Here is a 24,219-nt window from a genome sequence, read left to right on the forward strand (position 1 = left end):
TCGCTCAGTCGTCTGCCGGCGCGAGCGGCCGCTGATCGACTGCAAGCAACCGATCGAGCGCATCGACCATCGCCTCGACGCTCGCTCGCGTGATGTCCGCCTCGCTGCGGGCAACCGTCACCGAGCGATCGTTTCGCACCATCGTTACCTCGACAGTGACAACTGCATCCGTTCCGCCCGTCACCGCGTCGACGTGGTAGGACTCGAGTTCGGCGTCGGCTGAGGAGCCAAGCGCCTCCCGGATCGCGGAGACGGCCGCGTCGACGGGACCTGAGCCAGTGCCGCTCGCGACCCGTTCCTCGCCGTCGACATCGAGACGGATGCTGGCCGTTGGGACGGCCCCACCGCTCGTCGCTGTCAGGTCGAGCAGGTCGACGACGCGCTCGCGGTCGTCGCCAGTCACGTCCTCGGCGATGGCGAGCAGGTCGGCGTCGGTAACGCGTCGGCCGCGGTCGCCGAGTTCGGTAACCCGCGTTGCGATTTCTGCCACTTCGTCGTCGCCGGCCTCAACGTCGTGCTCCTCGAGTGTGGCTGCGACGCCGGCCCGGCCAGTGTGCTTGCCGAGGGCGAGGCGGCGCTCGCGGCCGACGGTTTCGGGCGCGTAGGGCTCGTACATCTTGTCGTCTTTGAGGGTCCCGTCCGTGTGGATGCCGCTCTCATGGGTGAACGCGTTCTCGCCGATGACGGCCTTGTTCGGCGGGAGGTCGACACCGGTCGCCCGCGAGACGCGCTGTGCGAGGCCGTACAGCGACTCGAGGTCGGCGGTCTCCACGTCGTACACGTGCGACAGCGCGATGGCGACCTCCTCGAGTGCGACGTTGCCGGCGCGCTCGCCGAGGCCGTTGACCGTACAGTGGACGAGGTCCGCGCCGGCCGAGACGGCGGCGAGCGCGTTCGCCACGCCGAGGCCGAGGTCGTCGTGCGTGTGCGCGCTGACCGGCCCGAGTTCGGCGAGCCGGGAGACGGCCGCCGTCGTGTGTTCCGGGCCGGTGTGGCCGACCGTGTCGGCGAAACAGAACCGATCCGCACCCGCCTCGAACGAGGTTTCGGCGAGCTCCGCGAGGTAGTCGAGATCCGCGCGGGAACCGTCCTCACCGATCACCTCGACCCAGAGGTCGTGCTCGGTTGCGTACTCGACCAGTTCGGCCGTCGTCGCGAGGTTATCCTCGCGTGAGGTGCCGACCTTCCCCTCGACGTGGCGGTCACTCGAGGGCACGACGATGTGAACGCCGTCGACGCCGCACTCGAGTGCCTTGTCGACGTCGGCGCGGATGCCGCGACAGAAGCTGGTGACGAGCGCGTCGAGGTCGAGGTCGGTGACGCGGGAGATGGCGCGGCGTTCGCCGGCACCGGTGCAGGCGCTACCGGCTTCGATGACGCTGACGCCGGCGTGCTCGAGGGAACGGGCGAGTTCGACCTTTTCGTCGGGCGAGAGCGAGACGCCGGGGGCCTGTTCGCCGTCGCGGAGGGTGGTATCGAGGAGTTGAACGGTGCGGTCTGGATCGATCGTCTGGTCGGGGGTTGGGGTTTGTGAGTGCATTGGTGTGGTGGTGTCTGTGGGTGTTGGCCTGGCTGTGGCTGTGGTTGTGTCCGAGGCCGTAGCTGCGGTCGTGTTCGTCTCTGTTGGTCCGTCGCTGTCGGCGTCGTCGCCGGTGCTAGCGCTGGCGTCGTTGGCAGCGCTGGCAGCGTCGGACCCAGTATCAGTTACTGTCGATGCAGATGAAACAGAAGCAGTGGCAGCGTCAGTTTCAGGAGCAATCTCAGTCTCAGTACTATCGCGAAGGACCGAGGCAAGACTACGTGTGCCGTATAATTTCGCGTCCAGCCGGATCGCTCCGACTTCCTCTATCCTCCGGCGATGAGACCGTATCAGAATCTCGTGCCATTGTACCTCGGTCTACTGTGACACACCGTCTTAAGCACGTCGGCGACGGTACTTTCTGCGCTGTCGCCTCAACCAGTTTGCACGACGTTAGCTCTCGATCAACGCAATCTCGTCACCCGGCTCGACGCCAGCCGCAGCGCCGGCGGGTAACTCGAGTATCGTGTCTGCATGTTCACGGGCGAAGCCACGCCACGGTTTGAGTTGCTCGACGCGCTGGACGACGCCGTCGGCGACCCAGATGACATCGAGCGGGACGAAGACGAACAGCATGTGGACATCGCGGATGCTCGCGTCATCGAAGCGGAAGGCGAGCGCGAAGTTCTCGGGGAGCGAGCGCCGGAACATGAGCCCGCGGGTCTGTGCGAGCAGGGAGTCTGCGAGGTCGATCTGGGTGGCGAGCGTCGTCCGGTCGTCTGGGGATGCAACTGAGCCGTCGGCGGCGTGAACGAGGCGCACGACTGGGCGTCGGCGTGCGACGAGCAAAAAGACTGTTAAAACGGCGGCTGCTGACTGTTGGCCGTCATCTCCAGCGGCCGCTGGCTGTGGTCCGTCCTATCCGTGGCCGTTGGTGGAGCTATGAGGTGACGGAGACCGTTATTCCGCTTGATCGCCGGTGAATTCGAAGACGTCGGCTTCGGCGTCAGTGTCTTCGTCGCTGTTGGCAGTGGTTTCTTCGTCGCCGCTGCCTTCGCCATCTTCGGTATCGTCGGTATCGTCGCTGCCGTCCGTCATGCCAGCGGATTCAGACGTAATGGCGCTTTCACCCTCACCAGCTACCGTCGCATCGAGCAACGCCGCATCTTCGGTGTCTGCAGCCGCGTCGGTCTCGAATCGGTCGAGTGCAGCCGAAAGCGTCGTCGCCTGCTGGCTCAGTTGCTGGGCCGAGCCGGTCACTTCCGTCAGCGCGCTCGTCTGCTCCTCGGCGGCCGCGGCGACCGTCTCGGCCTCCGCGGTCGTCTCCTCGGAAATCGAGGCGACTTTGTCGACCATCGCAACGACCTCCTGGGTCGAGGCCGCCTGCTGCTCCGTCGCCGCCGAAATCTCCTGCACGCCGTCGTTCGTCTCCTGGGCGTACGTGGCGATCTCTTCGAGGTCGTCGACGACAGTCGTCACGAGGTCGTTCACGCGCTCGATTTCGTCGGTCGTCTGGTCGACTTCCGTCGCAGAGCGCGCCGTCTGGGACTCGACCGCCTCGAGTCGCTCGTCGATCTGCTCTGCGGCCTCCTTGACGTCCTGGGAGAGTTCCTTGACCTCCTCGGCAACCGTGCTGAAGCCGCCCGTATCGCCGTCGCTTGCCGAGCGCGAGGCCTCGATGGAGGCGTTCAGCGCGAGCATATTCGTCTGCGCCGCAATCTCGGTAATCGTCTCCGTGAGTTCTGCAATCTGGTCGACCTGCGTCTCGAGTTCCTCGAACTCCTCGACGACCGCCTGGTGTTCGTCTTCGAGATCCTCACAGGCGTCGATCGCTTCCTGTGCGGTGTCGCTGCCGTCGCGGCTCGTGGTGGCCGTCCGCTCGGCGAGCGTCGCGACCTGACTCGAGGAGGCCGCGATTTCCTCGGTCGTCGTCGAGAGCGTGTTGAGTTCGCTGTCGATCGACTGCAGCGACTGATGCTGGCGGTCCGCACCGTCGGAGATCTCCTGCACCGAAGTGCTGACCTCCGCGCTCGCAGTCTGGACCTCCTCGCTGGAGGCGGTCACTTGCTCGGACGCCGTAGCCACGTCGGTCGCGAACTGCGAGAGTTGGTCGACGGTCGTCTCGAGTTCCCCGAGCATCTCGTTGAACTCGGTGGCGATGTCGGCCATCGCCTCGTTCTCGCTTTCGGGGTCCATGCGAGTAGTGAGGTCGCCGTCGGCTGCGGCCTGCATCACCGTGCTGTACTCGTCTGCTTTCTGCTCGAGATGGGTGTTGATGCGGTTGACCCGCTCGCGCTCGGCTTCGGCCTCGTCACGCGCGTCTTCGGCCTCCTGAATCGTGTTCTTGAGTTCAACGCGCATGGAGTCGAACCCGTCGTAGAGCTGGCCGATGTTGTCGATCCGGTTGCTCTCGAGTTCGACGTCGAGATCACCGGCTTCCATCTGCCGTGCCTTCTCTGTCAGGCGATCGATCGAGGCGGCGGTGTTGCGCCCGATGATAGCCCCGAGGACGGCGATGATGAGCACGCTGGCGAGCGTGATCAGCGCGCCGAACTGGCCGATCGAGTCGACGACGCCGAGGGCCTGGTCCTCAGTGGTGTGGACGAGAACGGTCCAGTCCTCACCGGTCGTGTAGTAGCCGACGACGTAGCCGCCCGGTGAGAAGTCGTACGGCTCCTGCTGGAGTGCGTCGGTCGGTGCCTCATCGAAGCGGAGGGCACCGAGTGAGTTCTCCTCGGCCGTGTCGAGGAGTTCCGCGTTGCCGTATGTCTCGCCGAACGAGACGTTGTCCGGATCGCTGCCGTAGCCGAGGTAGGCGTCGTCCGCGATGATCTGTCCCTCGTCGTCGACGATTGTGACGACGGTTTCAGACTGCCAGACGGTCGGCGAGTTCGACGAGCGGTCGGCCAGATCGAACGTCAGCACGACCGCCCGATCAGTCCCGGGAATGCCGACATAGTACGAGCGAACGGGCCGCTCATCGAACACGAGCGAAACATCGTCCTCGATCAGGTACGGATCAGTCCGCTGGACCGCGTAGGCCGAGGCCGACTCGAGTTCGTCCGTTTCTGGGAACGCGAGTTCCTCGAGGGACTCCGCACCACCGGTACCCGCGAGAATGTCACCAGAGTCGGTGCTGGTGTCGACGTACAGTGCATTTACTCGGGTGTTTTCGGGGAGTTCGCTGTAGACATCCTCGAGATAGCCGTCTATCGCCGCAAGATCCTCGCCATCACCGCCCTGTCCCTCGTCTTGAACGGCCGAGAAGATGGGTGCCTGTGCGGTCGAGAGCAAGAGTTGGTCGTTTCGGTCGTTCCAGTTCTCGATTTCGGTGGCCTCCTGGACGGCCTGGTCCTGTTGTTCGTTGAGGACCGTCTGCTCGACGGTGTCGGTGATCATCGACGTCTCGACGATGCCGATGGCACCGACTGAGAGTCCGATGACGAGCAGTACAATGCCAAACTTGAGCGCGTATCGTCGCCTGATAAATGACGGGACGAGTCGCCGTAATCTACTCATTGTGCACCCCTTCTTCTAACAATTCTTATGTCTGACGAAGCTACTGTCTGTAGATATGATATGTGTTCGCACTCACCGTTCGACACGTCCCCACGTGGCCTCCGGTGGCTTCAAACCGATTGCAACCCTCTAATGCAGTGAGAATGGAGCGAACACCAAACGGCACTCCCGTCGGTGTCGACGACCCCTACGAGTTCGTGGGTGTCTGTGACTACCTTACCGGTGAGGGGACGTGTCGGTACGCTTTTAATCACTACGAGCACGATCCCGAGTTCGCCCGCGAGCGCGCACAGGAGGACTACGAGTGCCCGATCGTCGACCCTGAGACGGACGATACCTGGGCGGACTGTCCGCACTTTCGTGCGCGAAACAAAGAGCGCGAGTGCGTCCGCTGTGGCCTCGCCGAAAAGCGCCTCGCTCACGACGACGAGCGACCACTACTCGAGGAACACCACCTGTCCTACGCCCGCGACGGCGAGACGCTCTCCCACGAGATTACGATCTACCTCTGTCGGTGGTGTCACGCGAAAGTCCACAACTCCTGGGCGCGGATCACCGACGACGCCGCGCCGGACCCCGAGGCGCTGGCCGAACTCGAAGGTCGACGCAGCCAGGAACTCGAGGAGTTGAGCTTCGAGTCAGCAGCGGAGCGATACGACCGAGACGAACGAAACGATCGAGGCGAGGGCGGTTAGTCGAGAATATCGCCGACGCGACGCGGTTCGCCCTGCAGGTTCGGCTGGTCGGCGACGATTTTGAGGACCTCGTGGTCTGTGACGTCGTAGTAGGATTTCTCCGTCGCTTCCTCGATGAGTTCTCGTTCGAGGCGAAATTCGGTGCCTTCGTAGACGACCTCGACGCCGTCGTCGTCGAACGCGAGCGTTGTCATGATCTGCCCTATGCCGTGGGGGGTGTAAAAGGAACCGGACCGACGGCCTCCGGTTCGTACTGCCAGTCCGCCTCGGAGTGATGGCACACAGACAGGAGTCAGACGGGCGGCAGACGACGCGCGAGGTTTATTACCGGCCACCCATATTGGATGTGAGTGTGGCCGGACATAGGGATCCGCTCGACGAACTCGTCGTCCCTGACGGGACCGAAGCCAAGGAAGTCGCCCTCGAGACCGACGGAGACGTGCTTATCGGGAGTCGCTCGACGATCGAGTTCGGCGTGCGCGGACGCAACGTGCTCGCCGGCGAAAACGTCACCGTCGAAGGCGAGATCGAAGCCGAAGGCGACTGCCGACTCGACATGTGGTGTGACGTTGCGGAGAACGTCCTCGTCGGACAGGACGCCTACATCGGCGAGCGGGTCCACATCGCCGGCGAACTGAAGGTTGCAGGCGACCTGGACATCGGCGACGACGTCGACATCGAGGAGGGCTTCGAAGCCAACGGCTGGATCGTCATCCGAAATCCGATGCCGACGATCGTCCTCATGTTCGTCTACCTCAAACACCTGCTTTTGATCGGCGAAGAGGATACCGCCCAGCGACTCATCTCGGAACTCGTCGACGGAGACGACGACGAGGACGACCCCGAGACCGACCCGCTCGTCATCCCGCGCAACGCGACCGTCGGCGACGACGCCTGGCGCGTCTCGACGCCCGCAACGCTCGGTGACGACTGTCGACTCCACGGCAACGTCCGCGCCGAAACGATCGACGTTGGCAGCAACTGCAACGTGTTCGGCAGCCTGCGCGCCCGCGGCGACGTCACCGTCGGCGAAGAAACACGCATCCACGGCGACCTGACGACCCGCGACGGCGACGTGGTACTCACCAACGACGCGCGGGTGCTCGGCGATGTCTCCTGTGCCAACCTCGAACTCGGCCCCGGTGCCGAAATCGACGGCACGATTCGCGCCGACGGCGAGATCACGATGGACACTGGCGAACGCGAACTCGAGTAAGGTCCGTCCAGCCAGCCTGGATTCTCCAGCCCGCGGTCGACGGACTGTCTCGCAGACGGATTCTCACCCCCAGTCTTAATAGCAGCACTGTGGATACGCGAGATGAGCATGCGAATGACAATCATACAACAGAGACGGAGGCGCGTATGCGGTCCATCGTCCTGACCAAGGGCGTCCCGGACTTCTCAGATGGCGCCGTCTCCTTCAACGAGGAGGGTCATCTGGAGCGCGGGAAGACACCGACGGTGATGAACCCGAACGACGCGTTCGCACTCGAGGCGGCCCTGCAGACGCGGGTCCGCCACGGCGGCCACGTCTCGGGGATGAGCATGGGCCCGCCGGGCTATGCGGCAGTACTCGAGGAGGCGATGGAAGCGGTGTACACCGACGACAGCTATCTCCTTTCGGACCGGGAACTCGCCGCCTCGGACACGTGGGCGACGGCGATTACGCTCAGTGCGGGTATCGAGACCTACCAGGAGGAGATCGGCAATGTCGACCTGCTCTTTGCGGGATTCAAAACGGCGGACGGCGAAACGGGCCAGACTGGGCCGCAGACGGCGTGGGCGCTCGACTGGCCGATCGTCACGCACGTCATCGCGCTCGATATCGATCCGGACGAGCGTCTGCTCCGCGCGAAGCGACTGGTCGAAGGCGACGTGGACGAAATCGAGACGGTTGAGGCACCGCTGCCCTGCATGGTCGTCACGGATCCCGAGTTCGAGCCGACCTACCGGAAGGCCTCTCACCGACTGACCCACAAACGGCTTCGCGAGGAGACCCAGAACCGTGCGGCCGCCCACGATCGACACCTGACGACGTGGGATCACGAGGACCTGAATCTGGACCCGGACTACATCGGCCTCGACGGCTCGCCGACGATCGTCTCCTCGGTCGACCCGATCCCGAAGGCACCCTCAGAGCGGGAGGCGACGATGGTCGATCCCGCTGACTCGGACGGTATGAACGAGGTACTCGGCGAACTGGCGCCGTACGCAAGCGGTGCGAACACAGCGGAGGGAGGTGACTGATCGTGGCACTCGATCCGGACGACTACTCTGTCGACGAACTGCGCGAGGAACTGGACACGATCGACGAGACCGACGAACTGCAGGCGATTCTCGAGGCCGAACAGGCGGGGCGAGACCGGAAGACGGCCCGGGAAGCGGTACACCGGCGGCTCGAAGCCGTCGGTGCGGATGTTGCTGGCAGTGCTGAAAGCAGCGACGGCGTCGAGGAGGGGACGGAAACCGAAGGTGAGTACGAGGAGACGAAGGAAACGGTTGGCGACGAGGCGGAGGGTGAAGAAATCGACGAGGTCGAAGACGAGGACGAACCGGCCGCTGACGACGAGGACACCGCGGGCGAAGCCGACGAACCACAGACCCGCGACAAGAAACACGTCCGGGCGCTCGCCGACGGCCACTACGAGGACGTGTGGGTCTTCTGTGAGACCCAGCAGGGCGACCTCCTCGAGGTCTCGCGGGAGATGCTCGGCAAGGCCCGCGAGTTGATGGATCAGTTCGCCGAGGATTACGGAGACGAAGAGCGTGTCGTCGCGTTCCTGATGGGCAACGACTGCGAGGAACTCGCCGAGGAGTGCATTGCCTACGGCGCTGATGTCGCGGTCTACCACGACGATGATCGACTCGAACGGTTCCTGCACAAGCCCTACACCGAAATCTCGGCCCACATGGCCCGTGGCGAGGGAACTGTTGAGAGCACGGACTGGCGCGAGTACGACAAGCCGCGCTACATTCTGTTCCCGGCGACGAACAACGGCCGGGATCTCTCGGCGAAGGTGCAGGCCGAACTCGACTCCGGACTCGCTTCGGACTGTTCGGACCTCTTCATCGAAGAAAACGAGGTCTCGAACCCCGTCAAGACCGGCGAACCCGGCGTGAAGAAGACCTTCGAGAAGGTCTTGCACATGAAGCGACCCGACTTCTCGGGCTTCGAGTACTCGACGATCCTGTGTCTCGACAATCCGGGGCGGGAGTTCCACCCACAGGGCGCATCGATCATCCCCGGCAGCTTCGACCCCATCGAGCCCGATTACGACCGCGACGGGCTCGTGGTCGAACACGACATGGAACTGGACGAGGACTGGTTCCGCGTCGAGATCACGGAGTACGACCAACTCGAGGCCGGCGTCGATCTGACGGGCCACGACGTGGTCGTCTGCCTCGGTCGCGGCATTGCAGACGACCCCACCGAAGGGATGGAACTCGGCCTCGATCTGGTCGACGCGTTTGAGGACGCCGAACTCGGCATTACGCGGGGAATCGTCACCTCCTCCTACCAGTTCGACGGTCACGTCGAGCAGTACGCGAAGGAGGAGCGCCAGATCGGCGAGACGGGGCAAGTTGTTGCACCCGACCTCTACATCGCGGCCGGCGTGTCGGGTGCCGTCCAGCACAAGGTCGGAATGGACGAATCGGACACTATCGTCTCGATCAACACGGACTCCGACGCGCGCATCCGGGACTTTAGCGACTACTTCGTTGAGGGCGACCTCTTTGAGGTCCTGCCAGAACTCACCGACGCGGCCGAGTCGGGTGAGCTGGCACCCGAAGCGGTCGCGGACGGGAGCGGTGATACGGCTGCGGACAGCAGCGGTGGCAGCTCGGATGACAGCGAGCCAGATGCCAGTGCTGACGCTGCAACTGGAGGTGACACTGATGACTGACGCAAGCGAGACAGACCGAGAACATTACGAGGCCGTCGTCGTCGGCTGCGGTCCCGGTGGTGCTGCGGCAGCGTCACGACTCGCAGACCACGGTATCGAAACGCTCGTCCTCGAACGAGGAATGGATGCGGGCTCGAAGAACGTCTCCGGCGGCCTGATCTACGCCGAGGAGTCCGCTCCCTACACGGTCGACGACCTGTTCGAGGGCTTCCGGGAGGAGGCCTCCGAACGGCCCGTCACGGACTACTACATCCACAACGTGGCCGGGAACAAGGTCAAGAGCTACGATCTGACTGCTCTCCACCAGGACGACACCGACTGGTGTGACGCCGTCCTCCGCCGGCCGATGGACTCCTGGCTCGCAGAGCGCGTCCACGAGAAGACCAGTGAGACTGGCGGCGGGGTTCTGACAAACGTTCGGGTGAACGGCCTCCTGCGCGAGCGCGGCCGTATCGTCGGCGTCACCTGCGACGAACTCGATCCGATCGAGGCTGACATCGTCATCGCCGCCGACGGCGTCAACTCCGAACTCGCCCGCGAGGCGGGCCTGATGGACTGGGAAGACCCGAACGAGTGGTTCCAGGGCGTCAAGGCTGTCGTCGAGATGGAGCCAGACGTGATCGACGACCGGTTCGATATCGACGAAGACGAAGGTGTCGCGCACCTGTTCTCGGGCGACCTCTTCGAAGACGTCCGCGGCGGCGGCTTCCTCTATACGAACGAGGACTCGCTATCTATCGGGACCGTCTTCCACCTCGACAGCCTCGTCGAGGAGCAGGCCGAACCGCACGAACTGCTCGACGCCTTGCTCACCCACCCGCTGCTCGCGCGGTGGCTCGGCGACGAGTACGACGAGCGCGAGTATTCGGCGAAGCTCGTCCCCGACTCGAAGAAGGTCGCCCACCGCGAACCCTACCAGGACCGGCTCGTTCTGGTCGGCGACGCCGCAGGCCAGATGCAGGCCCAGGGGCCGATCATCAAGGGGATGAACCACGCCGTCACGGCGGGCGCGCTCGCGGCCGACGCCTTCGCGGTCACGCGCGGCAACGCCGACCCGGCCGCTGCGGGCCGGCGCTACACCCAGATGCTCGAGAACTCGGGCACGATGGACAAGCTCCGGCCGCGCCGGTACGACCTCGCGCGCACCGTCGGCGAGCGCGACCGGGTGACAGACGCCGTCGAACGGGTGCTCGACTCCCGCGTCGGCTCGCTCGCGATCGGTAACCCAATCGCGGATCGCGTGCTGCAGCGGGCGTACAACTCGCCGTTCCTCGTCTCGATGCTGCCCGACACGCGAACGGGCTACGTCACCCTCCCGTCGATCATCGGCGAGGAGCACGGGCGAACGCTCCACTGGGAGAGTTCGGTTGAACCGCCGACGCTCGACGAGCGGATCGGCGACCTCACCTACGATACGGACGTCGGAAATCCGCACATCGAGGTTCGAGACACGTCCTACGAGGCCAGTGGCGCGGCAGTCTACGCCTGTCCGGTCAGTGCCGAGGACTTCGGCGGCGGCTGCTATCGCTCCGAGGAAGTCAAACGCAACGGCACCGCAGCAACCGTCGTTAGCCTCGACACCCAGCCCTGCATCGAGTGTGGCACCTGCGCCGTCGTCGCCGACACCGAGTGGGAACACCCCCGCGGCGGTAAGGGCGTCGAGTTCCGCGAGGGATGAGCGTGAGCAGACAGCGAGTCCGGCATCGTTCGCGGTCAGGCGGAGGGTCGCACTATGAGTGAATTCGGCCCCCAGATCGCCGCGCTCGCCCGCCACGCCGAGCGCGAGCACGCTGCACTCCACCGCGGAAACGCACCGCTCGGACCGACGTTTGCACCCCAGTACCTCCGCGACGGCGTCGGCCAGGCCATCGCGGTCTACATCGACACCCGCACCGGCGGCCGCCCCGCACCGCTCTCGCCAGCCGAACTCGAGTCACTCGAGTACGCGATGCATCGCTGGCTCGAGTGCTACGCGCGCTGTCACGGGGTGGCACTCGAGCCGGATGTCAGTATCCGGACGGCCGCGGAAGTATTACTCGAGACGCGGAACATCGACGATGCTGGACAGTTGCTGACGGGTGTGCCGGCGCGTCGTGACGGTGCAGATGAGAGCCAGGCAGACGAGTGCGGAGCAGGCGGACGGTCTGAGCCCGAGCCCGAACCGTGAGGCGGATTGGGGTCGGGGTCGGTGCCGGGACCGGGACCAGGGTTAGGTAGGAGGGTCGAGGGAGCAAGTGTTCCACAGAGCCACGGCCAGACAGCACGCAACTGTGTCGCCAGACAGTCACACCATGGCGACACTCACCACTACTGTCTCGTCCGAACAGTCATCGCCATCGCGCACGGACACGTAGCCGTGTCCCTCATCGTCGAGTACGAACTCCGAACGCCCATCCTCGAATCGGCAGCCCAGGCCGTACAAAAACTCCAGATCGAGGAACTCTACGGCTCACAGGCCGGCACCGCGAAACTCCTCTTCTGGGCGTTCGGCGACGACTTCGCCGCGTTCGAGGACGCACTCGAGTCCGACGAGACGATTGACACCTACACGACGCTCGAATCGTTCAGCGATCGAAGCCTGTACAGCGTCACGCTCACCGAGGCGGCAGCGACGAAACTGACCTATCCACTGGCAGCCGAGTACAACATCGCACTCATCGACATCGTCGTCAACAACGAGACGGTCGTGAGCGCTCGTGTACCATCTCGAGAGACCCTACTCGAGTACCGAGAGCGGTGTCTCGAAAAGGGAGTCGGCTTTCAGGTGCGGCGGATGTACCACGAGCACGAGGCTGAGACGAAACAGTACGGGCTCACCGAGCACCAGCGCGAGGCGCTTCACGTAGCACTCGACCGGGGCTACTTCGACGTGCCTCGTGCGGCGACGCTGTCGGACGTTGCGGACGAACTCGGAATCTCGGATCAGGCGCTCTCGGCTCGGCTCCGGCGGGGGCAGGCGAACCTGCTCTGGCACACGATCGCTGACGAACCCACTTAAAGGGTTGGCCACCCAATGAACGGGCTTTCCCGGTTCCCTGCCGTTCTTCAGATATGAAACAGCGTGCTCACTCGTCTACGTCGACGTCACCAGCAACGACCGACTCCGCCTCCGAGACAGCTGACACGGCCGATCGGCCGACCGCTGACGACAACCAGTTCACCTTCCAGGCCGACACTGAGCAGCCACCGAGCGTCGCGGTCATCTCTGCCATCGCCGCACAGGACGACCTCGACGTACTCGCCGTTGCGGACGAACTCGAGCCGCTCTACAACGCCGTTGACCCGACGGCACTGGACGCGCTCTTTGACGACTCGAGTGACGCTCCCGAACTCGACCGGGCCGGCGGCAGTGTGACGTTCGCCTACGCTGGCCGAACGGTGACTGTCGATACGACTGGCCGTGTTGTGCTCGAAGAACTCCAGTAAGCAGGACGCGATTGGAGCGGTCTCGGGCGACGCAAGACGCGACCCGCTGAAATTAGTAAATCAGTTCGTCGTCGTTTTCAACCATGTACAGCGTCCGCGCGGCGATGTTGACCGCGTGGTCGCCCACTCGTTCTAGGTCACGAATCGTGAGCAACAGCCGCGAAACATCCTGGAGCAACTGCTCGACTTCGTTGGGGGACTCGAGTTCCCGTTCGATGAGGTCGCGGACGACGATCTCGCTCGCCCGCTCGGCGAAGTGATCGAGGTCGTCGTCGCGCTCGGCGAGCTGGCGGCAGCCGTCGGTGTCTTCGGTGTCGTAGGCGACCATGGCCTCTTCGATCATCTCGAGAGTCATCTCGCCCATCTCCTGGACGTCGACGTCGGGGAAGAGATCGTGTTCGGCCTCGAGCGTGTACTCGCCGAGGTTGACCGCGAGGTCGCCGATCCGCTCTAGGTCGGTAATGATCTTGAACGAGGCGGCGATAAAGCGCAGGTCGCTCGCGACGGGTTGTTGGAGCGCGAGCAGTTCGATACACTGCTGTTCGAGGTCGAGGTACATCTGATTGACCTCGTTGTCGCCGGTGATCACTTCGTTCGCGAGGTCCTCGTCTTTCTGTTCTAAGGCATCGAGGCCCATGCGAAGTCGTTCCATCACGACCTCACTCATGTAGAGGATGTCCTCGCGGAGTTCCGCGAGTTTCTCCTGGTACGATTGTCTGGCCATACTGCAGACAGCACGCCGGTCATTGATAAATATTGGTAGCGATCTGCACGTCGTGCACCGATTTCGATTGTCGGAGGCGATCGACGACTACCCCCATCGGCCCAGCCAGGAGCGGGCGACACATTCAGGGAGTGAGCAACACCTTCGTCACCCCCTCCTCGCGCTCGTCGAACCGCTCGTACATCTCGGGTGCGTCGTCGAGCGAAACCGTATGCGAGACGAGGAAGCCCGGCTCTGCCCGCCCTGAAACGATCATCTCCCGGAGCTTCCGGTTGTAGCGCTTGACCGGACACTGTCCCGTTCCAAATCGAAGTCCCTTCTCGAACGCGAGGCCCAGATTGATGTCGAGCGACCCCTGCTCGTCGATCTGTTCCGGCGGATCAGGCTCCTCGGAGATGTAGAGCCCGACGATACCGATCTTGCCGCTCGCCTCGACGGCCCGAATCAGCTGGTTGACCACCAGCGAGGGGTTCTCTCGCTCGTGATCATAGGGGTGGTCACCGTCGCGCGCTCCGTCGATCGCCTGGTAGCCAACCGCGTCGACGCCCTTATCGACCGGGCCGCCGTGGGCGTCGACGATCGCCTCCGCCGCGTTCACCTCTTCGAAGTTGATCGTCGTCGCCTCGCAGTATTCTTCGGCCAACTCGAGTCGACTCTCCACGCGGTCGACGACGTAGATCTCCGAGGCCCCCTTGAGTTTCGCGCTGTAGGCTGCCATGAGGCCGACCGGTCCCGCGCCGTAGATGGCGACGGACTCGCCGGATTGCAGGTCGGCGAGTTCGGTGCCGTGCCAGCCGGTCGGGAACACGTCCGCGAGCATGATGAAGTCCTCCTCGTTGCCCTCGTCGGGCAGTGTGAGCGCGTTGAAGTCGGCGTAGGGGACGCGGACCTTCTCGGCCTGGCCGCCCTGGTACGGCCCCATCTTGACGTAGCCGTAGGCACCGCCCGGCGTTTCCGCAACGGTTTCGCAGTAGCCGTAGTGGCCTTCCTCGCAGTTTTCACAGAATCCGCAGGCGACGTTGAACGGGAGGACGACGCGGTCGCCCTCCTCGAGCGTGTCGACGCCCTCGCCGGTCTCGGCGATTCGGCCCATAATCTCGTGGCCGAAGACCATCCCCTGGTCTGCACCCGCGCGGCCTTCGTACATGTGCAGATCCGAGCCACAGATTGCCGTCGTCGTCACGTCGAGGATTGCGTCGTTCGGGTGCTCGATTTCGGGTTCGTCTATGTCTTCAATTGATACGTCGTGGGAGTCGTGGTAGACAACGCCTTTGATGGACATCTGTAACACCTGCAGGTGGCGACGCCGAACCTGTCCCTAAAGATTTGCGGTGCAGGTGCAACGGGTATCGTGGGTCGAGACAGACAGTGTGCCAGCACGGCCGCTCACTGCCGATGCGTCTTTGCAACTCCGCCACGTAGGTCTTGAAAGCGATGGCTGATGGGAGCGTGTCCGGCGCGGATCGAGACGAGTCCGGTCGCAGGGGATCCAGTGACCACAGCAATGGCAGCCGTAGCGACGACATCGGTAGCGCTGACGACCGCAGCGACGACAGCGATAGCGACAACGGCTACAGTGACCGCAGCGACAGCGACCACGCGAACGACAAGAGCGACAGCGACAGCAGCGACAACGACGCCGGACACGACTACGACAACCGCGGCTACGGCGACGGCTGGGAGGAACTCCGCCAGCAAACGCTACGCCGAGACAACTACGCCTGCACCCGCTGCGGAGCCGACGACCGAACCCTGCAGGCCCACCACATCGTTCCGCGTTCCGCCGGCGGCCCCGACGAACTCGAGAACCTCCTCACACTCTGTCGGCCCTGCCACGGCGTCATCCACCAGCACAACAGCGCCTTTGACGACGTTCGCGACGACGCGCCGCTCTTTCCTGAGCGAACCGCACCAAAACCCGTCGCCCGATTACGGACGCCAGCGGACCAGTGCTGTACACGCTGTGGGGCCGAACGCAGCGATCCAACCGAACTCGTCGCCTGGACGGACGTGCCTGCCAGCGACGACGGCCGTCCTGCCCCGTCGCATGTCACTCTCTGCAAACCCTGTACCGGACTGTTACTCGAACGCGATCCAGCAGTCGGCAACGAGGCTCTCACTGCAAACCACACCATTTCAGTGCACGAACTCGCGGCCCGCCGAACCGACGCGCCCGTCCGACCCAGCGTCTTTGCGCTCTCACAGGTTGGAATCCGGCGTGAGCCACGCACGCTCCGCGAACGCGTCGTCGACGACACGCCACTCCGATTTCTGCTAAACCATCGCGGTATCCGTCTGGCGTTGCTCGTCGCCGTCGGCTACGTCGCACTCTTCGTGGTACTGGCGCTGTAGCCGACCTGTGAGAGCGTGCGATCGGCCGTCGTGTGCGGTGAACGCGAGATAGGGCGGGATGGACCGACAAAACAGACCGTAGACCGTAGACCACAGACCACGGACCGCACTACAGCGCCAGAGAACCGCCTACCGCCTATCCGAACTTGCCCGTAATGTAATCCTCGACCCGGTCGCTCTCGGGGTTCTCGAAGATCTTGTTCGTGTTGTCGAACTCGACGAGGTGGCCCCCCGTGAGGAAGACCGCCGTCTTATCCGAGATGCGGGCCGCCTGCTGCATGTTGTGCGTGACGATCGCGACCGTGTACTCCTGGGCGAGTTCCTCGACCAGATCCTCGATCTTCGAGGTCGCAACCGGGTCGAGCGCAGAGGCCGGTTCGTCCATCAGGATCACTTCCGGATCCGTCGCAATCGCACGGGCGATACAGAGGCGCTGTTGTTGCCCACCGGAGAGATCCAGTCCGCTCTCGTCTAACTGGTCTTCGACCTCGTCCAACAACGCCGCGCGCTCGAGTGCGGTCAGTACTTTCTCCTCGATATCGTCGTCCTTACCCTGCACGCGGAGGCCGTAGGCGACGTTGTCGAAGATGCTCTTCGGGAACGGGTTCGGCTTCTGGAAAACCATGCCGATCTTTCGCCGGAGAGCGACGGGGTCGACATCGTCTTCATAGACGTTCTTCCCGTGGAAGTGGAGGTCGCCCTCGACGCGAGCGACGTCGATGAGGTCGTTCATGCGGTTGATCGAGCGCAGGAACGTCGACTTCCCACAGCCGGAGGGACCGATGAGGGCCGTGACCTCCTTTTCGGGAATGTCCATGTTGATCCCGTGGAGAGCCTGCGTGTCGCCGTAGAAGACGTCAAGATCGCGGGCTTCGATGACGGCGTTGTCGACGCGGGGCGAGCCAAGCGGTTTGTCGCTGGCCGGCATGGAGAGACCGGCCCCCGACTCATCGGCTGCGGTCGTCTCTGAATCCGTCTGCGTCGATGCGGCCGCACTGACACTGGAATCAGATCCCGACTCCTGTCGGCTCACCGATTCCGAGTCACTGCTGGCCGCTGCGATTTCGGGCGGCTTCGTGTTCGAACTCCCACGCGTGCCTGTGAGAGCGCCATCGTTCGCGTTCGCGTTTGCGTTCGGGCGGATCGACGACAGCGCCGATCGAAGTCCAGCTAGTCGACCGTCCGTCTGGTCGCTCATTACACCATTCCAGCGGGCGAATCCCTAAATACCATACTATGTCATCTATATAGTGCTATAGTCGGACACAGTGGCCGGGACAGCAGGAACTGGGCGAGTGGGGTACTCGAGTAAAAACTACTGAAACCGACTACCAAACTCCTGACGGTGTTCGGACCGGAGCAGCTACGAACGCTTGTCGTACTTGTTCCGGATGAAGATCGCAACGGCGTTCATGAGCAGCAGGATCGTCAGCAGGACGACGATTCCGGCTGCGGCGACGTGCTGGAACTCGGCTTCGGGCATCTTCGCCCACTCGTAGATCTGCATGGGCATTGCACCGAACGAGCCCGTTGGATCCGTCAGATCCGGCGGGGTGAACATCGTCGTCGCAGCACCGACCATTAGAATCGGTGCGGTTTCACCGATTGCCCGGGAGAGCGAGAGGATGATCCCGGTCATGATTCCTGGCACAGCTTCCGGTAGGACGACGTTGCGGATGGTCTGCCATTTCGTTGCACCGGTCCCGTAGGAGGCCTGGCGCATCGAGTCCGGGACGGCACGCAGCGATTCCTGGGACTGGACGATGACGATCGGGAGGATGAGCAGCGTCAGCGTCAGCGCACCGGCGATGAGGCTCGCGCCGGTCTGCATCGCACGGACGAACACGGCGAGCCCGAGCAGTCCGTAGACGATCGAGGGGACGCCGGCGAGGTTCGAGATGTTCGCCTCGATGAACCGCGTCAGGCCCGAGTCAGGCGCGTACTCCTCGAGATAGATCGCCGCGCCGACCCCCAGGAAGAGGGTGAAGATCGCCGTCATGATGATCAGGTAGATCGAGCCGATGATCATCGGGTACATGCCACCAGGGCCGGTCGCCAGCTCGCCGTAGTTGTTTGGAACGTAGTTCTCGGCGATCTGGGACGGCGGATACGTCAGGAACTCCCAGGTGAGCCAGCCACGGGCCTCGAGGAGGACATCTGCGAGGAGGGCGATGAGCGCGACGATGCCGACCATCGTCGCGGCGAAACACAGCCCGAGGAAGATCGTCCCGAGCTGGTGTTTGCGTTTGATCGACGAGCCGTCGAAGTCGAAGTCGAGGTCGTCACCGTCGGGGTCGAAGCCGTCGGGATCGCCACTCCTCGTGGTCGTCGTGGTGCTCGTATCCGTACTGGTACTCATTGGTACTCCTCCCGGTAGCGCGACCGAATCCACATACTGAGCACGTTCATCAGGAACGTCATCGCGAATAGCGTCAGGCCGATCGCGAACAGGCTCTGGTAGCCGATGGAGCCGACCGAGGCGTCACCAGTTCCAATTTCGACCATGTACGCCGTCATCGTCTGAATCTCGGCGAACGGGTTCATCGTCACCTGTGCGAGTGCGCCCGCTGCGAGTGTGACAGCCATCGTCTCGCCGATGGCCCGCGAAATCGCGAGCACGTACGCGGCGAGAATGCCCGACAACGATGCCGGCAACACGACCTGCGTCGAGACTTCGAGCTTCGTCGCGCCCAGTCCGTAGGCGGCGTTTCGAAGTGAGTCGGGAACGGACGACATCGCGTCCTCCGAGATCGACGAGACCATCGGGATGATCATAACGCCGACGACAATCGCCCCCGCAGCAGCGTTGAACGTCCCCGTACCAGGGTAGATTTGCTGGAGGATCGGGGTGATAAACGAGAGCGCGAAGAACCCGTAGACGATGGTCGGAATCCCCGCGAGGATCTCGAGTGTCGGCTTCACGACGCGGCGGACACGCGAGCTTGCGTATTCGGAGAGGTAGATCGCGGTCAGCGTGCCGATCGGGATCGCGATCAGCGCCGACCCGACGGTGATCATCAGCGTCCCCCAGACGAGTGGGAGCACGCCGAAGCTCGGGTTGTCAGCCGCCCGTGGCGACCAGTCGGTGCCCGTGAAGAACTCGGTGAGCGAGACGGTCGAGAAGAAATCAGTCGCGCCGTTGACCAGGACGAGCACGATCGCGAGTGTCGTCGCGATGGTGACGGTGGCACATCCAAAGAAGATGTAGCGAGCGAGCCGATCCCCGATCGTCCCCACGTCGTTTCCGTTTCGGCTGAGATCTATGGGTTCCGTACTCATGTGTAGTCCTCGATTGCGGCCTCCAGTTTCTCGCGTTGCTCCGCGATGGTCTCGTCGGGAATCGCGTAGAACTTGACCTCGCGCGCAGTCTCCTGTGTGTTCTCGAGATAAAACCGGACGAACTCACGGTATTCCGGGCGAGCGAGTTCGTCACGCCGAACGTAGATGTACATCGGCCGAGAGAGCGGCTGGTAGGCCTCGGCTTCGATGGACTCTCGAGTCGGAACGATACAATCGTCCCACTCCTCGCCAGGGTCCTCGCCGTCTTCGTCATTGACGGCGATGAGGTCGACGTCGTCCTCGTTCTCGTAGTAGTACCCAACCCCACCGAATCCGATCGTATTCTCGTTGCCTCTGACGCCGCGAATAATGTTGTTGGTGTCTGGAGTACCGCTGTAGTCGTTGCGGATGTTTCCGACAGCGCCAGTGATGTGTTCGGTAAAGTAGTCGAACGTCCCCGACGCGGAGTCACGACCGTAGAACGAAATTTCCTCGTCAGGCCAGTCCTCGTCGGACCGCTCGGGCTCGAGATCAGCCCAGGTCTCGATGTCCGAACCGCGCTCCCAGAGGTCGCCGAGTTCGTCGACGGTGAGACACTGACACCAGGTGTTGTCGGGGTGTTTCAGGAGTGCGATGCCATCGAGGACGACCTCGAGTTCGAGCCACTCGACGCCGTTCTCGCGACAGTGTTCGGCTTCCTCGTCCGTGATCGGCCGACTCGCGTTCTGCAGCGAGATTTCGCGCCGGGCGAACTGCTGGAAACCGGCACCGGTTCCCGAGGCGCTGACCGACGCCTGCACCTGGTTGTTCTCCCACATGAACTGCTCGGCGACGAGCGCACTGTTCGGTCTGAGCGTGTTCGAGCCGTCGATTCGAATTTCCCCCTCGAGCCCGCTGTCTTCCCCACGTGTGAGACAGCCTGCAAGGCCAGCGAGCGTCGAGCCGGAAACGCCGAGTAAAACGCGCCGACGGGTTGTCGATACGGATCCAGATCGAGACCGCGACCCCCCGTCGGAGTGACCTGTTATCGGCTCATTTCCCATCGTTTGACTAGTGCGGAGATGACATCTAAATACCCTACTATGTTATCTATATATCCCTATATGGGCCAATCGATACCAGTGTGGGATCGTTCGGCACAATATTTCTTCCCGTCTTAGAACCGCCTCTCTGCAGGAGAACAGCGCAATCCGGCTTCCTATAGATCCACGTGGATTTATGCATAGGCTCACGAAACTGTGCCCATGGAGACGCGCAAGGTCCAGGTAACCGGCGGGTCAACGTATACGGTTTCGTTACCCAAAACGTGGGCGACCGACAACGATGTGAGCGCCGGGACGACCGTCGAGTTCTACCCAGAGGACGACGCACTGTTGCTCACCCCCCAGAGCGAAACGAATCGCCAGGAAGGGACACTCGACGTCTCGGATCTCGAAGGCGAACGCCTGACTCGGGCCGTCATGACGATGTACGTCAGCGGCTTCGATATCATCCGCCTCGAGGCCAACCGAATCACGACCCACCAGCGCCGCGCGATTCGCAACGCCACCCAGAGTCTCGTCGGCGTCGAAGTGCTGGAAGAAACCACCGACAGCGTCGTCATCCAGGACTTACTCGACTCCTCCGAACTCTCGATCGTCAACGCCGTCTCGCGCATGCGACTCATCGCGAACTCCATGCTGTCAGACGCCGTCACGGCCCTCATCGAGAACGACGACGACATCGCCCACGACGTCATCCAGCGCGACGACGACGTCGACCGCCTCTGGCTCGTCGTCTCACGCATCTTCCGCGCCACGCTTCGCTCACCTCGCGCCGCCGAAGAACTCGGTGTCCCCCGCGAGGACTGCTTCGATTATCACTCGAGTGCACGCCAGCTCGAACGGGTTGCTGATCACGCGGCGAAAATCAGCAATCTCGCGCTCAAACTCGACGAGATTCCGGAGCCGGTCGCGGAGGGGCTGGTAGCGCTGCAGGAGGATGCCTCGGACGTCCTCGAGAAGTCGATGGATGCGCTGGTTGCGGAGGAGTCTGCGGAGGCGAACGAGTTGGGCCATGCGGCTCGCGAGGCGGTGCTCGATATCGACGAGCATACGCGGACGATCGACGATATGTTGCGGGATCTCGAGCCGGTCCAAGCGCAGTCGCTCGGGTTGATCGTGGACTCGCTGTCGCGGAGTGCGGACTACGGTGGGAATATTGCGGAGACGGCGTTGCAGAAGGCAGCACCGCGGCCGTGATCGTGGTGTGATTGTGGTTGTGGTCGTGATTGTGATTGTGGGTCCGTGCTGTGATCGTATTCGATTTGTCACAGTCCGCTAACCCATCCCGGCAGCGTTCGACCACGTCGCAATTCAATTGAAATGCGGTGTGGAACCTGGTCTCACTCTCCGGACAGCGGTCAGTTCAGAACCACCGATCAGCAACGCGACTGGCCAGTGGGCCGGAATCCAACTCGAGTTCCTGGTGAAACAGGTACTGTGCGAACGCCGGCAGCGCGGCGGTGATGCCGATGATACCGAGGACGGTCATCGGGGGGACAGTAGCGGTGGCGAGTGCAACTACTCCGCCGATACCGAGCAGCGTGATCAGCAGCACGCTGGCCAGATACAGACGCGACCGTACCGGGGCAGCAGCCCGGTCGGTGGCGTCGTAAAGCGTGTACTCGTACAGACAAAGCACGCCTGCGAGCACGAGGAGGGCCGAAAGGACACCGGCAAACGGGGTGATCATGGTGTAGGCTGGTATTCGTTCTCGCTCGATATAAAAGTAGGCTGTCACGCCTGAAGCGGTCACGGTGTCGTTATCTGGTCTCTGGGCGCGGCGAGTACAGTCGCTCTGTGTCGAAAAGCGGAGTAGCTGTGAGAAAGCCGAAACCGGACACCGAAAACCGAAATTCGGACCCGGACTCGAGTAGCGACGTTAGTTGTCGAGCAGCACGGCGTTGACCTGTCCGGTCTGACCGGGACGGGACGTGACGCGAGCCTCACCTTCGGAGGTCGCGATGACGGCGCCCTTCGTGATGATGTTTCGGCGGACGTAGTTCGGGTTGGCGTCGTTCTCGACGACGTCTTCGATATCGGCCGAGAGCGTCTCGTCGCCGGCGTTGACGCTCGCGACGTTCGTTGCAAGTGCGCGCGTCTTTGTGTCGTTTCCGCGAACGTCGACGGTACGGAAGCGTGGTTCGCCGACCTGCGTCTCGGTCGGCTGTCGACCGAGTTCGTCCTTTCGGCGATTGCGAACGTTCTTCAGTCGACCGCCGGTGCGCTTTCGCGTAGAGCGTCCCTGATCTTGCATACGCGAGGACAGTCCCGGCAAATACTTGAATGCACGCTTTCGTGTCGGCCGGGTCTGGCTGCGTCCCGTCGGTTCATATCGGCTTGAGACGCACTCACTCGTCCGAAACGAGACAGTACGCGTGCCCCGGTTCCTCCATCACCGTCTCGGCATCGTCGTCGTAATAGTTCGAAAACGCAGCCCGTTCGGCGTAGTAGATCCGGCCGTCGACGGGAACTGGCGCACTGGTGACGCGACCGCGGTTCTCGACGCGCCAGCGCCGGTCGCCCGTCTCCTTGTCCAGTGCGTACAGATGCGTATCGTAGGAGCCGGCGAGCACCGTCTCCGCTGTCACCGTTAGCGCACCGATCACGCGACCGTTGACATCTGCTGACCAGATCTCCTCGCCCGACTCGGCGTCGAGCGCGTAGACGTAGTTGTCGTCGCTCCCCATGTAGACGATATCCTCCTCGACATCCACCGCCGGATTCGACATAATCGAGGCACCCGTCTCGAACGACCACACCTCCGATCCGTCCTCGAGATCCAGACAGTAGAAGTGGTTGTCCCACGTTCCGACGTAGCCGTAGCCGTCGTGGGCCGCGACCGTTCCCTTGATCTCTGCCCCCTCGCGGAACGCACCACCCTCGCGCTCCTGGCCGTCGGCGTCGGCCTGGAACTCCCAGGTGTACTCGAGTGCCGGAAACTCCCAGCCGTAGACGACGCCGTCGTTCGAGCCGCCGACCATCCGGCCGGTTTCGAGGTCGATCGTCGGCGAGGGGTGGGGTTGGCCCCACATACGGTCGTCGTACCAGAGCGGCTCGCCGGTGTCGGGGTCGATGGCCCAGATGGTGCCGGTGGAGGGCGAGCCGTACTCGGAGACGACGTAGAGGGTGCCGTCGTGGAAGGCTGGGCTCGAGCCGATGGCGAGCGCGCCGTGTAAATCGTCGGCACGGGTTCGCCAGACGATGTCGCCGCTGTCGGTGTCGAAGGCGTAGAGGTCGCCGTCGTAGCCGCCGATGTAGGCGGTGTCACCGACGATGGCCGGCGAGCCGTGAAAACCGAGCTCCGTTGCGCCAGTGAGCGTGGACCACTGCAGTTCGCCGCTCGGCGTGTAGGCGTGGACCCAGCCGCTGTCGCCGGCGATGACGATCGTCTCGCCGTCGGGTGTCGGCACGGGGCTCGACTTGGCGGCGGTGTGGGTGACGTAGTTGATCGGGAACGACCAGTTGACGCTAACCGAGTTGGGGACGGTTTCTTCAGGATAGTAGCCGAGTCGACGGAGGCCGTTCTGGAAGTGCGAGACGTCCTCGGTGCCGTCGAGTCGGTCGCCAAGTGCGGTCGGCAGGCTTACACAGCCCGCGACTCCGCCGAGGGCCGTCGCGCCGACTGCGCCGAGAAGTTGCCGTCGCCCGACAGCAGCGGCGTCACGGCTTCGGTCGGCAGCTGCTTCCGTCGGTCGATTCGTAGGTCGCATGTGGTACTTCTGTGAAAGCACGGCGGACGGGTGCTAAAGACCGACGA

Annotated in this window: 23 protein-coding genes; 10 read left to right on the forward strand and 13 right to left on the reverse strand. The window is 63.3% G+C overall.

Going from position 1 to position 24,219, the window contains the following annotated elements; all coding sequences use genetic code 11:
• Positions 1-4: 4 nt before the first annotated feature.
• From BBD46_RS01220 to BBD46_RS01230, 3 genes are all read right to left on the reverse strand, one after another.
• On the reverse strand, positions 5-1,540 hold the full coding sequence (locus BBD46_RS01220; protein WP_071399934.1) for a (R)-citramalate synthase: 1,536 nt from the start codon (positions 1,538-1,540) through the stop codon (positions 5-7).
• Between the two features lie 432 nt (positions 1,541-1,972).
• A complete protein-coding gene (locus BBD46_RS01225; RefSeq protein ID WP_071399935.1) occupies positions 1,973-2,341 on the reverse strand; it encodes a DUF192 domain-containing protein in 369 nt (122 codons plus the stop codon).
• A 138-nt stretch (positions 2,342-2,479) separates the two neighbouring features.
• Complete coding sequence (locus BBD46_RS01230; RefSeq protein ID WP_071399936.1) at positions 2,480-5,038, reverse strand: methyl-accepting chemotaxis protein; 2,559 nt, start codon at positions 5,036-5,038, stop codon at positions 2,480-2,482.
• A gap of 143 nt (positions 5,039-5,181) precedes the next feature.
• Between BBD46_RS01230 and BBD46_RS01235 the strand changes: the two genes are divergently transcribed.
• Complete coding sequence (locus tag BBD46_RS01235) at positions 5,182-5,733, forward strand: DUF7097 family protein (RefSeq protein ID WP_071399937.1); 552 nt, start codon at positions 5,182-5,184, stop codon at positions 5,731-5,733.
• Here BBD46_RS01235 and BBD46_RS01240 read toward each other — a convergent pair.
• The gene (locus BBD46_RS01240; protein WP_071399938.1) at positions 5,730-5,927 is read right to left on the reverse strand and encodes a DUF5800 family protein; all 198 of its coding nucleotides are present in this window, start codon (positions 5,925-5,927) and stop codon (positions 5,730-5,732) included. The genes BBD46_RS01235 and BBD46_RS01240 overlap by 4 nt on opposite strands.
• Positions 5,928-6,085: 158 nt before the next feature.
• Between BBD46_RS01240 and BBD46_RS01245 the strand changes: the two genes are divergently transcribed.
• The 7 genes from BBD46_RS01245 (at position 6,086) to BBD46_RS01275 (ending at position 13,064) form a co-directional block, all read left to right on the forward strand.
• Positions 6,086-6,949 (forward strand): polymer-forming cytoskeletal protein, encoded by an 864-nt coding sequence (locus tag BBD46_RS01245; RefSeq protein WP_071399939.1) that lies wholly within the window; start codon positions 6,086-6,088, stop codon positions 6,947-6,949.
• Positions 6,950-7,095: 146 nt separating this feature from the next.
• Positions 7,096-7,980: an electron transfer flavoprotein subunit beta/FixA family protein gene (locus tag BBD46_RS01250; protein ID WP_071399940.1), complete on the forward strand. Its 885-nt coding sequence runs from the start codon at positions 7,096-7,098 to the stop codon at positions 7,978-7,980.
• 2 nt (positions 7,981-7,982) lie between these two features.
• Positions 7,983-9,638: an electron transfer flavoprotein subunit alpha/FixB family protein gene (locus BBD46_RS01255; RefSeq protein WP_071399941.1), complete on the forward strand. Its 1,656-nt coding sequence runs from the start codon at positions 7,983-7,985 to the stop codon at positions 9,636-9,638.
• Complete coding sequence (locus BBD46_RS01260) at positions 9,631-11,316, forward strand: FAD-dependent monooxygenase (RefSeq protein WP_071400001.1); 1,686 nt, start codon at positions 9,631-9,633, stop codon at positions 11,314-11,316. The genes BBD46_RS01255 and BBD46_RS01260 overlap by 8 nt, the downstream gene beginning before the upstream one ends.
• A gap of 54 nt (positions 11,317-11,370) precedes the next feature.
• The gene (locus BBD46_RS01265; RefSeq protein WP_071399942.1) at positions 11,371-11,805 is read left to right on the forward strand and encodes a hypothetical protein; all 435 of its coding nucleotides are present in this window, start codon (positions 11,371-11,373) and stop codon (positions 11,803-11,805) included.
• Between the two features lie 189 nt (positions 11,806-11,994).
• On the forward strand, positions 11,995-12,636 hold the full coding sequence (locus BBD46_RS01270; protein WP_171908131.1) for a helix-turn-helix domain-containing protein: 642 nt from the start codon (positions 11,995-11,997) through the stop codon (positions 12,634-12,636).
• Between the two features lie 53 nt (positions 12,637-12,689).
• Positions 12,690-13,064, forward strand: coding sequence for a HalOD1 output domain-containing protein (locus BBD46_RS01275; RefSeq protein ID WP_071399943.1), 375 nt, complete (start codon positions 12,690-12,692; stop codon positions 13,062-13,064).
• A gap of 52 nt (positions 13,065-13,116) precedes the next feature.
• Here BBD46_RS01275 and phoU read toward each other — a convergent pair whose 3' ends face one another.
• Positions 13,117-13,788 carry a phosphate signaling complex protein PhoU gene (phoU, locus tag BBD46_RS01280; protein WP_071399944.1) on the reverse strand — a complete coding sequence of 224 codons (672 nt, stop codon included), beginning with the start codon at positions 13,786-13,788 and terminating at the stop codon, positions 13,117-13,119.
• A 124-nt stretch (positions 13,789-13,912) separates the two neighbouring features.
• Positions 13,913-15,070 (reverse strand): glutathione-independent formaldehyde dehydrogenase, encoded by a 1,158-nt coding sequence (locus BBD46_RS01285; RefSeq protein WP_084777632.1) that lies wholly within the window; start codon positions 15,068-15,070, stop codon positions 13,913-13,915.
• 152 nt (positions 15,071-15,222) lie between these two features.
• Here BBD46_RS01285 and BBD46_RS01290 point away from each other — a divergent pair, with 152 nt between their 5' ends.
• Positions 15,223-16,140, forward strand: a complete 918-nt coding sequence (locus BBD46_RS01290) for an HNH endonuclease (protein WP_071399945.1) — start codon at positions 15,223-15,225, stop codon at positions 16,138-16,140.
• 136 nt (positions 16,141-16,276) lie between these two features.
• Here BBD46_RS01290 and pstB read toward each other — a convergent pair whose 3' ends face one another.
• The 4 genes from pstB to BBD46_RS01310 form a co-directional block, all read right to left on the reverse strand.
• A complete protein-coding gene (gene pstB, locus BBD46_RS01295) occupies positions 16,277-17,338 on the reverse strand; it encodes a phosphate ABC transporter ATP-binding protein PstB (protein ID WP_071399946.1) in 1,062 nt (353 codons plus the stop codon).
• Positions 17,339-17,503: 165 nt separating this feature from the next.
• Entirely contained in the window at positions 17,504-18,499 is a 996-nt protein-coding gene (gene pstA / locus BBD46_RS01300) for a phosphate ABC transporter permease PstA (protein WP_071399947.1), read from the reverse strand.
• Positions 18,496-19,419 carry a phosphate ABC transporter permease subunit PstC gene (gene pstC, locus BBD46_RS01305; protein ID WP_071399948.1) on the reverse strand — a complete coding sequence of 308 codons (924 nt, stop codon included), beginning with the start codon at positions 19,417-19,419 and terminating at the stop codon, positions 18,496-18,498. Before pstC ends, pstA begins: the two co-directional genes overlap by 4 nt.
• A complete protein-coding gene (locus BBD46_RS01310; RefSeq protein WP_071399949.1) occupies positions 19,416-20,462 on the reverse strand; it encodes a PstS family phosphate ABC transporter substrate-binding protein in 1,047 nt (348 codons plus the stop codon). The genes pstC and BBD46_RS01310 overlap by 4 nt, the downstream gene beginning before the upstream one ends.
• A 201-nt stretch (positions 20,463-20,663) precedes the next feature.
• On the opposite strand from BBD46_RS01310, the gene BBD46_RS01315 reads away from it, so the two are divergent.
• Positions 20,664-21,659, forward strand: coding sequence for a phosphate uptake regulator PhoU (locus tag BBD46_RS01315; RefSeq protein ID WP_071399950.1), 996 nt, complete (start codon positions 20,664-20,666; stop codon positions 21,657-21,659).
• 166 nt (positions 21,660-21,825) lie between these two features.
• Here BBD46_RS01315 and BBD46_RS01320 read toward each other — a convergent pair whose 3' ends face one another.
• From BBD46_RS01320 to BBD46_RS01330, 3 genes are all read right to left on the reverse strand, one after another.
• Complete coding sequence (locus BBD46_RS01320) at positions 21,826-22,152, reverse strand: sodium:proton antiporter (protein WP_071399951.1); 327 nt, start codon at positions 22,150-22,152, stop codon at positions 21,826-21,828.
• 189 nt (positions 22,153-22,341) lie between these two features.
• Positions 22,342-22,716, reverse strand: a complete 375-nt coding sequence (locus tag BBD46_RS01325) for a 30S ribosomal protein S8e (protein WP_006651747.1) — start codon at positions 22,714-22,716, stop codon at positions 22,342-22,344.
• A gap of 94 nt (positions 22,717-22,810) precedes the next feature.
• Positions 22,811-24,172, reverse strand: a complete 1,362-nt coding sequence (locus BBD46_RS01330; protein ID WP_071399952.1) for a PQQ-binding-like beta-propeller repeat protein — start codon at positions 24,170-24,172, stop codon at positions 22,811-22,813.
• Positions 24,173-24,219: the final 47 nt, after the last annotated feature.

Source organism: Natrialba sp. SSL1, from assembly GCF_001861355.1.
GTDB lineage: Archaea > Halobacteriota > Halobacteria > Halobacteriales > Natrialbaceae > Natrialba.

Coding starts and splice junctions, on each gene's coding strand:
- BBD46_RS01220 (WP_071399934.1), bottom strand. CDS start 1,540: ATGCACTCACAAACCCCAACCCCCGACCAGACGATCGATCCAGACCGC.
- BBD46_RS01230 (WP_071399936.1), bottom strand. CDS start 5,038: ATGAGTAGATTACGGCGACTCGTCCCGTCATTTATCAGGCGACGATAC.
- BBD46_RS01235 (WP_071399937.1), top strand. CDS start 5,182: ATGGAGCGAACACCAAACGGCACTCCCGTCGGTGTCGACGACCCCTAC.
- BBD46_RS01240 (WP_071399938.1), bottom strand. CDS start 5,927: ATGACAACGCTCGCGTTCGACGACGACGGCGTCGAGGTCGTCTACGAA.
- BBD46_RS01250 (WP_071399940.1), top strand. CDS start 7,096: ATGCGGTCCATCGTCCTGACCAAGGGCGTCCCGGACTTCTCAGATGGC.
- BBD46_RS01260 (WP_071400001.1), top strand. CDS start 9,631: ATGACTGACGCAAGCGAGACAGACCGAGAACATTACGAGGCCGTCGTC.
- BBD46_RS01265 (WP_071399942.1), top strand. CDS start 11,371: ATGAGTGAATTCGGCCCCCAGATCGCCGCGCTCGCCCGCCACGCCGAG.
- BBD46_RS01275 (WP_071399943.1), top strand. CDS start 12,690: ATGAAACAGCGTGCTCACTCGTCTACGTCGACGTCACCAGCAACGACC.
- phoU (WP_071399944.1), bottom strand. CDS start 13,788: ATGGCCAGACAATCGTACCAGGAGAAACTCGCGGAACTCCGCGAGGAC.
- BBD46_RS01285 (WP_084777632.1), bottom strand. CDS start 15,070: ATGTCCATCAAAGGCGTTGTCTACCACGACTCCCACGACGTATCAATT.
- BBD46_RS01290 (WP_071399945.1), top strand. CDS start 15,223: ATGGCTGATGGGAGCGTGTCCGGCGCGGATCGAGACGAGTCCGGTCGC.
- pstB (WP_071399946.1), bottom strand. CDS start 17,338: ATGAGCGACCAGACGGACGGTCGACTAGCTGGACTTCGATCGGCGCTG.
- pstA (WP_071399947.1), bottom strand. CDS start 18,499: ATGAGTACCAGTACGGATACGAGCACCACGACGACCACGAGGAGTGGC.
- pstC (WP_071399948.1), bottom strand. CDS start 19,419: ATGAGTACGGAACCCATAGATCTCAGCCGAAACGGAAACGACGTGGGG.
- BBD46_RS01310 (WP_071399949.1), bottom strand. CDS start 20,462: ATGGGAAATGAGCCGATAACAGGTCACTCCGACGGGGGGTCGCGGTCT.
- BBD46_RS01315 (WP_071399950.1), top strand. CDS start 20,664: ATGGAGACGCGCAAGGTCCAGGTAACCGGCGGGTCAACGTATACGGTT.
- BBD46_RS01320 (WP_071399951.1), bottom strand. CDS start 22,152: ATGATCACCCCGTTTGCCGGTGTCCTTTCGGCCCTCCTCGTGCTCGCA.
- BBD46_RS01325 (WP_006651747.1), bottom strand. CDS start 22,716: ATGCAAGATCAGGGACGCTCTACGCGAAAGCGCACCGGCGGTCGACTG.
- BBD46_RS01330 (WP_071399952.1), bottom strand. CDS start 24,172: ATGCGACCTACGAATCGACCGACGGAAGCAGCTGCCGACCGAAGCCGT.